18 protein-coding genes are annotated in these 13,851 nt (G+C 73.2%); 15 read left to right on the top strand and 3 right to left on the bottom strand.

The annotated features are described in order from the left end of the window. From E6J59_01510 to E6J59_01545, 8 genes are all read left to right on the top strand, one after another. A partial coding sequence (locus E6J59_01510; protein ID TMB23606.1) for an alpha/beta fold hydrolase occupies positions 1-318 on the top strand: 318 nt, incomplete at its 5' end. A gap of 26 nt (positions 319-344) precedes the next feature. Further along, positions 345-1,493: a hypothetical protein gene (locus tag E6J59_01515; GenBank protein ID TMB23623.1), complete on the top strand. Its 1,149-nt coding sequence runs from the start codon at positions 345-347 to the stop codon at positions 1,491-1,493. Next, complete coding sequence (locus E6J59_01520; GenBank protein ID TMB23607.1) at positions 1,494-1,931, top strand: Zn-ribbon domain-containing OB-fold protein; 438 nt, start codon at positions 1,494-1,496, stop codon at positions 1,929-1,931. A 12-nt stretch (positions 1,932-1,943) separates the two neighbouring features. Beyond that, positions 1,944-2,594 carry a hypothetical protein gene (locus tag E6J59_01525; GenBank protein TMB23608.1) on the top strand — a complete coding sequence of 217 codons (651 nt, stop codon included), beginning with the start codon at positions 1,944-1,946 and terminating at the stop codon, positions 2,592-2,594. 56 nt (positions 2,595-2,650) lie between these two features. Next, positions 2,651-3,079, top strand: coding sequence for a MaoC family dehydratase (locus tag E6J59_01530; GenBank protein TMB23609.1), 429 nt, complete (start codon positions 2,651-2,653; stop codon positions 3,077-3,079). Further along, positions 3,079-3,486 carry a hypothetical protein gene (locus tag E6J59_01535; GenBank protein TMB23610.1) on the top strand — a complete coding sequence of 136 codons (408 nt, stop codon included), beginning with the start codon at positions 3,079-3,081 and terminating at the stop codon, positions 3,484-3,486. Before E6J59_01530 ends, E6J59_01535 begins: the two co-directional genes overlap by 1 nt. Before the next feature lie 96 nt (positions 3,487-3,582). Next, on the top strand, positions 3,583-4,422 hold the full coding sequence (locus E6J59_01540; GenBank protein TMB23611.1) for an acyltransferase family protein: 840 nt from the start codon (positions 3,583-3,585) through the stop codon (positions 4,420-4,422). Further along, the gene (locus E6J59_01545; protein ID TMB23612.1) at positions 4,419-4,625 is read left to right on the top strand and encodes a hypothetical protein; all 207 of its coding nucleotides are present in this window, start codon (positions 4,419-4,421) and stop codon (positions 4,623-4,625) included. The genes E6J59_01540 and E6J59_01545 overlap by 4 nt, the downstream gene beginning before the upstream one ends. 47 nt (positions 4,626-4,672) lie before the next feature. On the opposite strand, the gene E6J59_01550 is transcribed toward E6J59_01545, so the two are convergent. Next, positions 4,673-6,070 (bottom strand): FAD-binding protein, encoded by a 1,398-nt coding sequence (locus E6J59_01550; protein ID TMB23613.1) that lies wholly within the window; start codon positions 6,068-6,070, stop codon positions 4,673-4,675. A gap of 98 nt (positions 6,071-6,168) precedes the next feature. Between E6J59_01550 and E6J59_01555 the strand changes: the two genes are divergently transcribed. Continuing rightward, positions 6,169-7,140, top strand: coding sequence for a flippase-like domain-containing protein (locus tag E6J59_01555; GenBank protein ID TMB23614.1), 972 nt, complete (start codon positions 6,169-6,171; stop codon positions 7,138-7,140). Positions 7,141-7,194: 54 nt separating this feature from the next. Here the strand turns inward: E6J59_01555 and E6J59_01560 are convergent, their stop codons facing one another. Continuing rightward, positions 7,195-8,316 (bottom strand): M20/M25/M40 family metallo-hydrolase, encoded by a 1,122-nt coding sequence (locus E6J59_01560; protein ID TMB23615.1) that lies wholly within the window; start codon positions 8,314-8,316, stop codon positions 7,195-7,197. A 65-nt stretch (positions 8,317-8,381) separates the two neighbouring features. On the opposite strand from E6J59_01560, the gene E6J59_01565 reads away from it, so the two are divergent. The 5 genes from E6J59_01565 to E6J59_01585 all read left to right on the top strand — a co-directional run bounded on the left by E6J59_01565 (position 8,382) and on the right by E6J59_01585 (position 11,182). Next, positions 8,382-9,365 (top strand): 2-dehydropantoate 2-reductase, encoded by a 984-nt coding sequence (locus E6J59_01565; GenBank protein ID TMB23616.1) that lies wholly within the window; start codon positions 8,382-8,384, stop codon positions 9,363-9,365. After that, positions 9,353-9,814: a M67 family metallopeptidase gene (locus E6J59_01570; GenBank protein ID TMB23617.1), complete on the top strand. Its 462-nt coding sequence runs from the start codon at positions 9,353-9,355 to the stop codon at positions 9,812-9,814. The genes E6J59_01565 and E6J59_01570 overlap by 13 nt, the downstream gene beginning before the upstream one ends. Positions 9,815-9,876: 62 nt before the next feature. Continuing rightward, on the top strand, positions 9,877-10,086 hold the full coding sequence (locus tag E6J59_01575) for a hypothetical protein (GenBank protein ID TMB23618.1): 210 nt from the start codon (positions 9,877-9,879) through the stop codon (positions 10,084-10,086). An 18-nt stretch (positions 10,087-10,104) separates the two neighbouring features. Continuing rightward, positions 10,105-10,869 (top strand): hypothetical protein, encoded by a 765-nt coding sequence (locus E6J59_01580; protein ID TMB23619.1) that lies wholly within the window; start codon positions 10,105-10,107, stop codon positions 10,867-10,869. A 10-nt stretch (positions 10,870-10,879) separates the two neighbouring features. Beyond that, on the top strand, positions 10,880-11,182 hold the full coding sequence (locus E6J59_01585) for a hypothetical protein (GenBank protein TMB23620.1): 303 nt from the start codon (positions 10,880-10,882) through the stop codon (positions 11,180-11,182). A gap of 37 nt (positions 11,183-11,219) precedes the next feature. Here E6J59_01585 and E6J59_01590 read toward each other — a convergent pair whose 3' ends face one another. Next, on the bottom strand, positions 11,220-11,561 hold the full coding sequence (locus E6J59_01590) for a hypothetical protein (protein ID TMB23621.1): 342 nt from the start codon (positions 11,559-11,561) through the stop codon (positions 11,220-11,222). A gap of 86 nt (positions 11,562-11,647) precedes the next feature. Between E6J59_01590 and E6J59_01595 the strand changes: the two genes are divergently transcribed. Continuing rightward, a partial coding sequence (locus E6J59_01595) for a 2-oxoglutarate dehydrogenase E1 component (GenBank protein TMB23622.1) occupies positions 11,648-13,851 on the top strand: 2,204 nt, incomplete at its 3' end.

Below are 13,851 nucleotides of genomic sequence, written 5' to 3' on the forward strand. Positions count from 1 at the left end.
TCGCCCGCGACCGGCATGGAGATCCTGCGCGAGGCGTGGACCGAGCAGGTGAAGACCGACCCGCGCGTCCGCTACACGGACCTCCTCGTCTGCCAGGCGTTCGACGGCCGGCCGCTGCTCAGCCGCATTCGAACCCCGACGCTCGTCGTCGCCGGCACCGACGACCGGGTGACCCCGGTCGCGTGCGCCGAGGAGCTGGCGCGCGGCATCCCCGGCGCGCGGCTCGAGGTGCTCCCGCAGGCGGGGCATCAGGCGCCGCTCGAGCAGGCCGACGCGTTCAACCGGCTGGTCGTCGGCTTCGCGGAGACGGTGCCGTGACCGAGCTGCGCGCGCCGGCGGGCGGCATCTGGGGGAAGACGGCGGTCGTCGGCGCCTACGAGCACCCGACCCGCTTCGCGCCCGACAAGACCGCCTTCCAGCTCCACGCCGAGAGCGCCCGTGGGGCGCTCGAGGACGCCGGGCTCACCGTGCAGGACGTCGACGGGTTCTTCACCAGCGGTGTCGGGCCGATCGGCATCCTCTCGCTCGCCGGCCATCTGAACCTGCGGCCGTCCTACGTCGACTCGCAGGCGATCGGCGGCTCCTCGTTCGTGTCGCACTCTTTCCACGCGGCCGCGGCCATCGCGGCCGGGCTCTGCAACGTGGCGCTCGTCACCTACGGCTCGACCGCGGCCTCGGAACGCTTCGCCATCGGGACCGGCACGGGGGGGTTCGTGGTCGAGCCGCCGGACAGCTTCGAGGCACCCTTCGGCCCGACCATCGTCGGCTCGTACGCGCTGGTGGCGCGGCGCCACATGCACGAGTACGGCACGACCGGCGAGCAGCTCGCCGAGATCGCGGTCACGATGCGGCGCCACGCCGGGCTGAATCCGCGCGCCAAGTACCGCGAACCGATCACCGTGGAGGACGTGCTCGCCTCGCGCATGATCTCCTCGCCGCTCCACCTCCTCGACTGCTGCGTCATCTCGGACGGCGGCGGGGCGCTCGTCCTCACCTCGGTGGAGCGGGCGCGGGACCTGCGGAGGCCGCCCGTCGTCATCCTGGGCGCTGCCGAGGCGCTCCGCCACGCGGAGATCGGGACGCGCGACCTCCTCGACGTCGCCGCACGCCAGTCGGGGCCGCTCGCGCTCGCGCGCGCGGGCGTCCGGCACGCCGACATCGACCTCGCCCTGATCTACGACTCGTACACGATCACCGTGCTGGCGACGCTCGAGGCGCTCGGTTTCTGCGCGGCCGGTGAGGGCGGCGCCTTCTGTGCGGACGGGCGCATCGGCCTCGGCGGCGCGCTGCCCGTGAACCCCGACGGCGGCGGGCTCTCCTCCAACCACCCCGGCATGCGCGGCATCTTCCTCGTCGTCGAGGCGACGCGGCAGCTGCGCGACGAGTGCGGCCCGCGGCAGGTGAAGGATGCGACGCTCGCGCTCGTCCACGGCACGGGCGGCATGCTCGGCCAGCGCCACAGCGGCGTCACTCTGATCCTCGGGCGGGTGTGAATGGCGGAGACGAAGGGGTACAAGAAGCCGCTCCCGCGCGTCGACGAGGAGTCGCGCGGCTGGTGGGAGGCGCTCGCCCGCCACGAGCTCTATTTCCAGCGCTGCCGCGACTGCGGCACGAAGCGCTTCTACCCGCGCGCGCTCTGCCCGCGCTGCCTCTCGTCGGCGACCGAGTGGGTGCGGGCGAGCGGGCGCGCCACGGTCTACTCCTTCACGGTCACGTACCAGAACCAGGCGCCGGGCTTCCGCGAGGAGCTGCCCTACGTGCTGGCGATCGTCGAGCTGGACGAGGGCGTGCGCGTGATGACCAACGTCGTCGGCTGCGCGCCCGACGCCGTCCGCGTCGGCATGCCGGTCGAGGTCGTGTTCGACGACGTCACGGCGGAGGTCACGCTGCCGAAGTTCCAGCCGCCGCGAGCGCCCGAGCGGCAAGGGTGAGCGCGCTCCGTCATGATCCTCGATCTGCACCTCCACTCCGAGCTCTCCGACGACAGCCGGGCTCCGGTCGAGGCGTACCTGAAGCTCCTCCAGCGCAAGCGCGCGGAGCGCCCGCTCGACGGCATCGTGCTCACCGAGCACCGCCAGTTCGACCCCGGCCGCGACTACCGCGCGCTGGAGGACCGTTACGGCTTCCTCGTCCTCACCGCCGCCGAGGTCGAGACCGACTACGGGCACGTGCTCGTCTACGGCGTGAACGAGGACATCCTCGCCCGCTTCGACTTCCGGAACGTCCGCCTGCCCGCGCAGGAGCTGATCGGCGAGGTCGCTCGCCTGGGCGGCATCGCGCTGCCCTGCCATCCCGGGCGGCCGACGGTCGGGCTCTGCGCACACTACGAGACAAAGCCGCCGCTCCACGGCGTGGTCGCCGTCGAGGCGATCAACGGCGGCAGCCGGAAGGGCGAGGACGAGCGGGTCGAGGAGCTGATCCGCCGCTACGGCTACCAGGCCTACGGCGGCAGCGACTCGCACCTGGTGAGCTTCGTCGGCATCTGCGCGACGGAATTCGAGGCTGAGATCCGCAGCATCGAGGACCTGGTGCGCGAGCTGAAGGGTGGTCGCTACCGCCCGGTCGACTTCCGGCCGCGGCGGCTGGCCGCGTAACCCCTTCCACCGTGCCTGACCTTGCGACGTCCAGGCCGATGGCCTAGCGTCCCTGCGTGCCGCTCGAGATCGACCCCGCCATCCTCGGCCAGGAGTTCGACCACACCCGCTACGGCCCGGTGACGGCCGAGGAGCTGATCGCCTTCGCCAGGGCGCTCGGCGAGACGCGGCCGGAGTACACCGAGCCCGGCCCGAGCCTCGTCGGCCACCCCACCTTCTGCGTCCGCTACAAGGGCGACCGCTTCTACCCCGAGAGCATCCCGAAGACGATCAACGTCCGCACCGGCTTCGACGCCGGCAAGGACATCCAGCTCGGCGTCCCGGTCCGGCCGGGCGACACGATCGACGTCCGCTCGACCCTCCACGAGGTCTACGAGAAGACGGGGCGGACGGGCAGCATGTACTTCGTGGTCATCCGCTTCACCATGACGAACCAGCGCGGCGAGATGGTGGCGGTGGTCGACAATCGGTTCATGCACCGCTGATGGCGCGGCGCTTCGAGGACGCCGAGGAGGGGGACGAGCTTCCCACCCGGGAGCTCTTCATCGCCAAGGACCAGGTGCGGGCCTACGCCCGGGCGGCCAATCAGTGGGCGCCCCGCTTCACCGACGACGAGGGGGCGCGGCGGGAGGGGCTCCCCGGCATGATCACGCCCGGCAACATGAGCATGGGGCTCCTGACGGCGCTCATCGAGGCCTGGGCCGGCCCCGGGGTGCTCCGTCGCCTGGGGACGACCTTTCGCGGCCTCGTGCTCCCGGGGCGCACCATCCGGCTGTGCGGGACCGTGACGCAGAAGGACGAGCGCACCCGCACCGTCGAGCTCGACGTCTGGCTCGAGAGCGACGAGAGTGAGCGGCTCGTCATCGGCACGGCGACGGTCGCCCTCGCCTGACGGAGGGAACCTCGTCTGCGCCTTGTCCTCCCCGGCGCCGCTGGGATATAGAGCGGGGCCGGAGGGGAGAGCGTGCGCGGAGGGAGGGGTGTTCGCATGGCGGCTCGGGCGATCCCGCTCGATGTCGGTGCGGCACCGGTGCCGGAGGGGCGGGAGACGGAGGCCCGGGACTTCCCGCGCCAGGATCCGTTCGGCCTCGATCCGGAGCTGCGCCAGCGTGTCCTCCCCGCCGCCCGCTTCCTGCACGATCGGTACTGGCGGATCGAGGTGACCGGCACCCGCCATGTGCCGACGAGCGGGCCGGCGCTGCTCGTCGCCAACCACTCGGGCGCGATCCCGTTCGACGGGGCGATGATCGCGACCGCGCTCGAGCTGCGCCGCCAGCGCATGGTGCGATTCCTCTACGATCGCTTCGTCGAGAACCTTGCCCCGGTCGCGACCTTCTACAACAGGATGGGAGGCGCGGCCGCGACACGCGAGAACGCCGTCGCGCTCCTGCGGGCCGGCGAGCTGCTGCTCGTGTTCCCCGAGGGCGTCCCCGGGGTGGCGAAGTCGTTCAGCGACCGCTACCGCTTGCGGGCCTTCAGCCCGGGCTTCGCGCGGCTCGCGCTGGCGCTCGATGTACCCATCGTGCCGGTGGCCGTGGTGGGGGCGGAGGAGATCTATCCCGTCGTCGGGCGGGCGGAGAGTGTGGGGCGCCTCCTGGGCGTGCCCTACGTGCCCGTGACGCCGTTCTTTCCCCTGCTCGGGGTGCTCGGCGCGCTGCCCCTCCCGACCAAGTGGTTCATCCGCTTCGGCAAGCCGATCCACCTGGTGGCGGAGGAGGGAGAGGCGCGATGGCAGAGGGCACGGCACGAGGCGGTGCGGGTCCGGCGCACGATCCAGGAGCTGGTGCTGCGCCTCAAGCGCCGGCGGCGGTCGGTGTTCCTGGGATGACGGGGCCATGGGGCGACGCGGGAACCTACCTCCGCATCGGCGGCGACGTCCTCCCGGTCTACGGCGACGCGCTGCGCGGCTGGAGCCCGCGGGCCGACGACTTCCGCGGGCTCACGGCATGCTCGCCTTACGTGTACGCGTCGCTCGACGAGCTGTTCTTTGCGCTCGTCAACCTGTGCGCCGTGCCGCGGGGGGACGGGTAAACCGCGCGGGGCGTCGGCGGGGCGCTGGGTTCCTCTCTCCAGCCCCGCTATTGCGCGGGGTCTGTGGCCTCGCTGGCCGCCACCTGGGCGATCACGTCGAGCGCGGCCAGGCGTGCCAGGCCGAGGGCGGCGAGCGCGGCGAGGCCGGCGAGGAGCCCTTCGGCGCCCAGGCCCGCGGCGGCGCCCCCCGTGGCGTAGAGCCCCGGGATCGGCTGGCCCTCGGCGTCGAGGACGCGCGCCGTGCCGTCCACGGCGAGGCCGCCGAGCGTGCGCCAGCGCGCGCCCGTGACGCGGATGGCATGGAAGGGCGGCTCGAGCGGGCCCGCGAAGCGTGAGCGGCCGAACCGATCCGGCCCCCTCTCGAGCGCTGCGTTGAAGGTCTCGACCGTGAGCCGGAGCCCCTCCGTGTCCAGCTCGAACTGCTTGGCGAGGTCCTCGAGCGTCGCACCGCGCCGCCCGGTGCGGGGCAGGACGACACGCGCGAAGAACGGGTCGGCGGCGCGCGCCGCGGCCGCCATGCGCTCACCGAAGAGGACGTAGGCGACGCGCCCCGGCTGCAGGCGCACGGCGGTCGCGAGCGACAGGCTCCCGGCCGTCTCGTCGGCGAAGCGCTGGCCGGCCTGGTTCACGAGGACGGCGCCCAGCTCGACGAGCGGCGCGCTCAGCACGAGCTGGCCGGGCGTGGCGAGGAAAGGCGTCACCAGCCAGCTTGCGAGCCGCCGCGTCGCCGCCCCGGCCTCGCGCCCCAGGCGAAGGCCATCGCCGGTCGCGCGCGCGCCGCCCTGGAAGGGGAGTTCGGCGACCGGCGGGCAGTGCTCCGCCGCCAGCGCGTCGTCACCGGCGAACCCGCCGCAGGCGAGCAACACGCGCCCGCCGAGCGCCTGGCTCGCGCCGCGCCGCTCGCCGCGCACCGACACGCCGCGCACCGCCCCGGAGTCCTCCCGCACGAGCCGCTCGGCCAGGGTGGCGGTGCGCAGGCTCACGTGCGAGTGGCGGCTCGCGGCGCGCGCGAGGTCGGCGATCAGGCTGGCGCCGCCGCGCTCGCCCGGTCCGTGCAGACGATGGATGGAATGGCCGGCCGGAACGTGCTCGCGCAGCAGCTCGATGTGCGCCCCGCAGCGGTCCGCGAGCCAGGCTACGACCGGCGCGCCCTGCGCGGCGAGCGCCGCCGCCAGCTCGGGCTCCACTTGGCCGTGCGTCGCGGCGAGGACGTCGTCGGCGAGCCGCGCGGCGCCGTCGTCGATGCCGGCGGCGCGTTGCCAGCGGCTCCCTGCAGCGGCGATGGTCTCGGCCTCGCCCGCCGCACCGCCGCCCAGCTCCTTGGTGCGCTCCACGATGATCGTGCGGCAGCCACGATCCGCGGCCAAGACGGCGGCGGCGAGGCCGCCGACGCTCGCTCCGACGACCACGAAGTCCGCCTCTTCGTGCCACGGCCCGCGCGCCATGCGGCGGCCTTAGCCGGCCCGCACGCGGCGAGTCAAGCTAGAAGGCGTGACTGCGGGCGTGCCATTGCAAAAGCGGCTGCGATGACGACAATCGCGCGATGCTTTCGGACCGGCTGCTCGGAGGGCGTCACGCACGCTGGCTCGGGCGTGTCCTCGTCAGCCTCGCACTCGTCGTCTACATCCTGGTCGATGTCGACACCGAGGACCTCGTGCGGGCGCTCGCTGAGGTGCGCCTCGCTCCGATCGCGGCCGCGCTCGCGCTCTATCTCGCCGGGCAGGTGCTCAGCACCTACAAGTGGAGCCTGCTTGGCCGGTCGGTCGGCCTGGAGCAGCCCGTCAGCCAGTACGCGCGCTTCTACTTCACCGGCATGTTCTTCAACCTCTTCGGGCCGAGCACGCTCGGCGGCGACGTCGTGCGGGCCCTCTACCTCGCGGACGGACGGCGGCCGGGCCTGGCGATCAACTCGGTGGTCTTCGACCGGGTGAGCGGGCTCGCCGTTCTGATGGCGCTCGGGGCGGCGGCGCTGCTCGCCTTCCCGGAGTACGGCCTGCCGTGGCTGCTCACCGCCGCGCTGGTGACGGGAGGCGTCCTGCTCGTCCTTGGCTGGTGGATGTGTCCCCGCCTGGTCCGGCTCCTCCCGGAGGGGAATCGGCTCCGCCGACAGGTCGAGAGCGAGCTCGGACCGTTCTGGCGCGATCGACGGCTCCTGGCGCGCGCGGCGGGCGTGTCGCTCGTCTTCCATCTCTCGCAGGTCGGCGTGCAGTACGTGCTGGTGCGTGCGGCGGGCGCAGCCGTCCCTTTCTCGTACTGCCTGGTCTTTCACCCTGTGATCAGCGTGATGGCGGCCGTCCCGCTCACCGTGGCCGGCATCGGCGGTCTCGGCGGCTACCTGTACTTCCTCACCCGCATCGACGTCGACGACTCGATCGCGGTGACGACGGGCGTGCTCTGGGTCGCGGTGACCATATTCGCCGATCTGGTGGGCGGGGCGGTCTTCATGGCCTCCGGGGCGACACTGCCCCGGCTGCGCGCGAAGCCGGCGCAGCCGGTGGACGCCTCGGCGGCCTGACGGCAGGTGACGCCGCGCGGGCTCGGGCGAGCTGGCTCGAGCCCATGCGGGCGGCTACGCCCACGCCGCCGCGAGCTGAATCGCGGCCAGCGTGACCTCGGCGGCCGCCACCATGTCGCTCACCTTGAGCCACTCGCTCGTGGTGTGGATGTCGCGCATGCCCGTGCCGAGGTTCACCACCTCGAGGCCGCGGCGGTTGAGCACGTTGGCGTCGCAGCCGCCGCCCATGCCGGCGGCGGCGATGGTGCGGCCGGTGCGCGCGGCGGCGGCAGCGACGAGGCGCATGATGGCGGAGTCCTCGGCGACGGCCATCGGCTCGTAGGCCACCTCGACCTGCACCTCGACGCGCGCGCCGGGGTGGCGGGCGGCGGCCTCCTCGAAGCAGGCCCGCATGTGCTCGGTCTGGGCGGCGAGGCGCGCGAGGTCGTGGCTCCGCGCCTCGCCGCGCACGCGCACCTCGTCGGGGACGATGTTGGTCGCCCGGCCGCCCTCGATGCGCCCCAGGTTGGCGGTGGTCTCCGCGTCGATGCGTCCGAGCCGCATGCTGGCGATCGCCTCCGCGGCGACCCGGATCGCGCTCACGCCGCGCTCGGGCGCCATCCCGGCGTGCGCCGCCTTGCCGCGCACCACGACCTCGATATGGTTGGCGCCCGGTGCGCGCGTGAAGGCGAAGCCGACGGCGTCGCTGTCGAAGACGAGGCCGCGCCGGGCGCGCACGCGCGAGAGGTCCAGGTGCTTCGCGCCGAGCAGGCCCACCTCCTCGCAGATCGTGAACACCACGTCGAGCGGCGGATGGCGGAGCCCGTGCTCGCGGCACGCGCGCACGCACTCGCAGATGAGGGCCACGCCCGACTTGTCGTCGCCGCCGAGGACCGTCTTGCCGTCGGTGCGGATGACGTCGTCCTCGACGATCGGCTTGACGCCCTCGCCGGGGACGACCGTGTCCATGTGCGCGCAGAGGAGGAGCGCCGGCGCGTCGGCGGTGCCCGGCACCTGCGCGATCAGGTTGCCCGTCTCGCCGCCGAGCTCGACCCCCGCGTCGTCGAAGCTCACCTGGGCGCCCAGGGCGCCGAGCTCGCGCGCGAGGCGCGCCGCGATCCGTCCCTCGCGGCGCGAGTGGCTGTCGATCTGGACGAGCTCCAGGAAGAGCGACTTGAGACGCGCGCGCTCGATCACGAGCGGCGGACACTACCACGGCGCTCGGCTTGTCGCACGCCGGGCGGGGACGTATCGTCACGCGCGTGGCGGACGCAGACGAGGTCCTGATCGCCGGCGCGGGGGCGCTCGGCTCGGTGGTGGGCGGGATGCTCGCCGCGGCCGGGTGGCCGGTCACGCTCCTCGGCCGGCGGGCGCACATGGAGGCGGTCGGCGCGAGCGGGCTCGCGATCGACGGGCTCTTCGGCACGCACCGTGTCCGCGGGCTCCGCTGCGCGACCGGTCCTGCCCAGCTCGACGGGCCGTATGCCGCCGCCTTCCTGACCGTGAAGGCATACGATACGGCGGCGATGGCGGCCGCGGTGGCGCCGCGCCTCGCCCGCGACGGCTTCCTGCTCTCGCTCCAGAACGGGCTCGGCAACGTGGAGGCCGCGGAACGCGCCGTCGGCGCCGAGCGCGTGCTCGGGGCGCGCGTCATCTTCGGCGCCGAGCTGGTCGCGCCGGGGCAGGTCCGCGTCACCGTGTACGCGGATCCCGTGCTGATCGGGAGCCCGGATCCCAGCGACACGCGGCGGCAGGCGGCGGCGGCCCGCTGGGCCGCGGAGCTGTCCGCGGCGGGCATCCCGGCCAGGCTGACCGGCGCACTCGTGGCCGAGCTGTGGGCCAAGGTGCTCTACAACGCGGCGCTCAATCCGCTCGGCGCGCTCCTCGGCGTGCCATACGGGGAGCTTCCCGCCGATCGCGACACGCGCATGATAATGGACGCGGTCATCGAGGAGGCCTTCGCCGTGGCGCGGGCCGAGGGCGTGGAGCTCACCTGGCCCGACGCCGCTGCCTACCGGGACGCCTTCTACGGCCGCCTCGTGCCCTCGACGGCCGCCCATCGGTCCTCGATGCTCCAGGACATCGAGCGCGGCCGGCCGACCGAGATCGACGCCATCAACGGGCAGGTCGCCGCGCGCGGCGCCGCGCACGGCGTGCCGACGCCGGTGAACGCGACCCTCGCGCGCCTGATCCGCGCCCGCACCCGCGCCGGGTGCGGGCGAGAGGACTCGCGATGGAGCACCTGAGGCTCGCGCGCACCGCGCTGGACCAGATGCTCGCCCACGCGCGCGCGACGCACCCGGAGGAGTGCTGCGGCGCCGTCCTCGAGCTGGGCGGCCGCGACGTCGTGCGGCGCTTCACGAACATCCAGGGCCGCCTCCGTCGCGAGGATCCGGCGGCCCATCCGCGCGACGCCGAGACGGCCTACGCGCCCGAGCCGAAGGAGCTCTTCGCGGCGCTCAGGGAGGGCGAGGCGCCGGGCGCGCGGGTGAAGGCCTTCTACCACTCCCACACCCGCGTCGGCGCCTACTTCTCGGGCGAGGACCGGGCGCGTGCCATGTTCGGCGACGAGCCCGCGTACCCGGAGGTGGTGTACGTGGTCGTCTCCGACAGCCGCACGCCGGGCGAGGCACGCGCCTTCCGCTGGAGCGAGAGTGCGCGGGACTTCGTCGAGGTGCCGATCGAGGTCTGTTAGGCGCGGGTGGTCCTCTTCTATCCCTTCTCAACGTCTCCGGCCGCTGCTACGCTGGCCGCGCCATGAGGAAGGCAGCCGTCTACGCCGCGGCCGGCATCCCCGAGTACTGGATCGTCAACCTGCACGACGACGTCGTCGAGGTATCGCGCGCCCCGCAACGCGAGGCCCGTGCCTACACCGAGACGCGCGTCGCCCGCCGCGGCGAGCGCCTCGAGCTGGTCGCACTACCGGGGACGAGCGCCGCGGTGGACGATCTCCTCCCCGAGGACTGAGCGGGACGCCGGGCGCCCATGACGGAGCGCCGCCCGACCGACCTCGGGACCACCATCGCCGGCATCCGCTTCCCGTTCTGCACGATGAACGCCGCGGGGGCCTGGTCGTCGACCGTAAGCGAGCTGCGCGCGCTCGCCCGCTCCGCGACCGGGGCGATCGTGCTCAAGACCGCGACCTGGCATCCCTTCGTCCACCCCGCGTACCGCTCGCTCCACAACCCCGGCCACGACAAGCTCCTCCCGCTCGTGCGCGAGCTCGCGACGCAGGCGCCCTGCCCCGTCGTCGCGAGCATCGCGGGCACGACGGCGGACGAGTACGCGAACCTGGCGCGCGCCTTCGGCGAGGCGGGCGCCGCGATGGTCGAGGCGAACCTGGCCGACCCGTGGGTGGCGGCGACGCTGGCGCCGTGGGAGGAGCGCGACATCCTGCGCGAGCTGCTCGCGAAGCTGGCCGCGAGCGCGGCCGTGCCCGTCGCGGTGAAGCTGCCCGAGCGGATCGGCGTCCCCTACCGCGCCCTCGGCGCGGCACTGGCCGAGGCCGGCATCCACGTCGTGGTCGCGCGGAACGACTTCGCCGGCCTCGAGAAGCTCCGCCTGGAAGCGGGCGCGGGCCTCGAGCTGATCGCGGTCGGCGGCATCCAGTCCGGCTACGACGTCGCGCGGGCGCTCTCCAAGGGCGCGCGCGCGGTGCAGGTGGGCGCGGCGCTCGTGGCCGAGGGGCCGGGCATCTTCGCCCGCCTGGCACACGAGATGCGCGTGGCGCGCGGCGAGCGCGGGGAGTAAGCTCCCGCTCGTGGCGCTCGACTGGAGCCGCATCACCTTCACCGAGCACATGACCGAGGCGGCGGCGGTCGTCGGCGAGTGCCAGGTGGTCATCGACTTCACACCGGCCGAGCGCGCCGCCTACGAGATCAAGGTGTACGAGGCGCTCAAGGGCGGCGGGGCGGAGCGCTACTTCGCCGTCGGCGTGAACCGCGACGACCCGCACGGCTTCCGCCCGGTCGGCGCGGCGGCGACGCCCGAGGCGGCGCTGCAGAGCTGCCTCAACGCCGCCGGCGTCTACCACCGCCGGCGCGTGAAGCAGGCCGAGGGATGATCGATCGCATGCTGAGGTGGGTGTTTCCTCCGCGGACCTACGCCCGGCACGCCGCGAGCAGCGCCGGCAGCTCGCGCGCGAAGCGCCCCTTCGCGAGCACGGTTCCGCAGCCCCGCGCCTCCATCGCGTCGACCTGCTCGTGGTCGACGAAGCCGACGGCGCGCACCCGCGCCGTGGCGGGGTCGGCGGCGAGGCGTGCGAGGGCGTCCAGCGCCTCGGGGAGGCGCAGGTCCACGATGACGAGCTTCGCTTCGCGTGCGGCGGTGTGGAGGCCGGCGGCGTCCGCGGCCCGCTCCACCTCGAACCCCAGCCGGGCCGCCGCTTCGCGAATCTTGGAGACGAAGACGAGGTCCCGCACGAGGTAGACGATCGGCGCCATGCGTGGCAGAGGATAGCGTCCGCAGCCGGGTGACGCGACCCCACCCGGGTGGCGGGAGGAAGACAGGGACGCTAAAAGCATCGGGGATGGAGCGCATCGACAGCGTCACGCTCGCCAACAAGGACTACGTCGCCGAGCAGTACCGCCGCTACCAGGCCGACCCGCGCTCGGTGGGCGAGGAGTGGGCGCTCTTCTTCGCGGGCTTCGAGCTGGGTGCCAGCGGCAACGGCGCCGCCGTCGGCGCGGCGACGGCGGGCGCGCCCGCGGCGGCCGCGACCAGCGCCCCCGTCATCGGCGTCTTCGACCTGGTCCACTCCTACCGCGAGCTCGGGCACCTGGTCGCCGACCTGAACCCGCTCGCACCGAAGCCCGCCGGGCACCCGCTCCTCGAGCCCTCCGAGTTCGGCTTCGGCGACGAGGATCTCGACCGCGTCGTCTCGTGCGGCGGCTTCCGCGGCTGCTCGCGCGCCAGCATCCGCGACCTGATCGCGCGCCTACAGGCGACCTACTGCGGCAGGCTCGGCGTCGAGTACATGCACATCCAGGACCAGGAGCAGCGCGTCTGGCTCCAGGAGCGCATGGAGACGACCTCCAACCGTCCCGACCTCTCCCCCGAGGAGCGGCTGCGCGTCCTCGACAGCCTGATCACCGCCGAGGGCCTCGAGCAGTTCCTCCAGCTCCGCTATCCGACCGCCAAGCGCTTCTCGCTCGAGGGCAGCGACTCGCTCGTCCCGCTCCTCCACACGCTGATCGAGGACGCCGGCTCGCTCGGCGTCGAGGAGATGGTCTTCGGCATGTCGCACCGCGGCCGCATCAACGTGCTCGCCAACGTGCTGCGCAAGCCGTACGAGATGATCATCGCCGAGTTCGAGGGGAGCCTGCTCGCCAAGGAGGCGACCGGCGACGGCGACGTCAAGTATCACCTCGGGTACTCGCGCGACCATGCCACGCGCGCGGGGCGGAAAGTGCACCTCTCGCTCGCCGCCAACCCGAGCCATCTCGAGGCGATCGACCCGGTCATCGAGGGCATGGTGCGCGCCAAGCAGCAGCACCTGCACGACGCCGAGTACGCCCGCGTCGTGCCCGTCCTCATGCACGGCGATGCGGCTTTCACCGGTCAGGGAGTGGTGGCCGAGACGCTCTGGCTCTCCGAGCTCGACGGCTACCGCACGGGCGGCACGGTGCACATCATCATCAACAACCAGATCGGCTTCACCACGCCGCCCGAGGCGTACCGCTTCACCCCCTACCCGAGCGACGTCGCCAAGATCATCCAGGCGCCCGTCTTCCACGTGAACGGCGATGACCCCGAGGCCGCGGTGCAGGCGGCCCGCCTCGCCATCGGCTTCCGCCAGCGCTTCAAGAAGGACGTCTTCATCGACCTCGTCTGCTACCGTCGGCACGGGCACAACGAGCTCGACGATCCGACCTTCACGCAGCCGGTGATGTACAAGAAGATCGCGGCCAAGCCGACGCCGCTCACCCTCTACCGCGAGCAGCTCGTCCAGGCGGGGGTGGTCGCCGCCGAGGAGGCGGAGCGGCGCGCGCGCGAGTTCCGCGAGCTGCTCGACGACGCGCAGAGCTACGCGCGCGACTTCATGCCGCGCCAGCCCGTGTTCGTCTTCGGCGGCCTCTGGAAGGGCTTCGGCTGGGCGGGCGACGACTGGAGCGCCAGGACGGCCGTCGCGCCCGAGGTGCTGCGGGAGATCGCCGCCGCCTTCACGCGCCTGCCCGAGGGCTTCACGCCGCACCCGAGGGTCGCGCGTCTCATGGAGGCGCGCGCGCAGATGGTGCACGAGGGACGCGGCATCGACTGGAGCTGCGCCGAGGCGCTCGCCAGCGGCGCGCTGCTGCTCGAGGGCATCCCGGTCCGCATGAGCGGGCAGGACACGTGCCGCGGCACCTTCAGCCAGCGCCACGCCGTCCTCCACGACGTCGAGACCGGCGACCGCTACGTCCCGCTCGACAACATCCGGGGCGACCAGGCGTCGTTCCGCATCATCGACAGCATGCTGTCGGAGAACGCCGTGCTCGGCTTCGAGTTCGGCATGAGCCTCGCCGACCCGCGCCGGCTGGTCCTCTGGGAAGCGCAGTTCGGCGACTTCATCAACGGCGCGCAGGTGGTCGTCGACCAGTTCCTGGCCAGCTCGGAGTCGAAGTGGCAGCGCATGAGCGGCCTCGTGCTGCTCCTCCCGCACGGCTACGAGGGCCAGGGCCCCGAGCACTCGAGCGCGCGCCTCGAGCGCTTCCTCCAGCTCTGCGCCGAGGACAACATGCAGGTCTGCAACCT

The sequence above is a fragment of the Deltaproteobacteria bacterium genome (assembly GCA_005879795.1).
Classification (GTDB): Bacteria; Desulfobacterota; Binatia; order DP-6; family DP-6; genus DP-6.

Coding starts and splice junctions, on each gene's coding strand:
- E6J59_01535 (TMB23610.1), top strand. CDS start 3,079: ATGGCGCGGCGCTTCGAGGACGCCGAGGAGGGGGACGAGCTTCCCACC.
- E6J59_01520 (TMB23607.1), top strand. CDS start 1,494: ATGGCGGAGACGAAGGGGTACAAGAAGCCGCTCCCGCGCGTCGACGAG.
- E6J59_01575 (TMB23618.1), top strand. CDS start 9,877: ATGAGGAAGGCAGCCGTCTACGCCGCGGCCGGCATCCCCGAGTACTGG.
- E6J59_01550 (TMB23613.1), bottom strand. CDS start 6,070: ATGGCGCGCGGGCCGTGGCACGAAGAGGCGGACTTCGTGGTCGTCGGA.
- E6J59_01525 (TMB23608.1), top strand. CDS start 1,944: ATGATCCTCGATCTGCACCTCCACTCCGAGCTCTCCGACGACAGCCGG.
- E6J59_01580 (TMB23619.1), top strand. CDS start 10,105: ATGACGGAGCGCCGCCCGACCGACCTCGGGACCACCATCGCCGGCATC.
- E6J59_01540 (TMB23611.1), top strand. CDS start 3,583: ATGGCGGCTCGGGCGATCCCGCTCGATGTCGGTGCGGCACCGGTGCCG.
- E6J59_01555 (TMB23614.1), top strand. CDS start 6,169: ATGCTTTCGGACCGGCTGCTCGGAGGGCGTCACGCACGCTGGCTCGGG.
- E6J59_01545 (TMB23612.1), top strand. CDS start 4,419: ATGACGGGGCCATGGGGCGACGCGGGAACCTACCTCCGCATCGGCGGC.
- E6J59_01590 (TMB23621.1), bottom strand. CDS start 11,561: ATGGCGCCGATCGTCTACCTCGTGCGGGACCTCGTCTTCGTCTCCAAG.
- E6J59_01570 (TMB23617.1), top strand. CDS start 9,353: ATGGAGCACCTGAGGCTCGCGCGCACCGCGCTGGACCAGATGCTCGCC.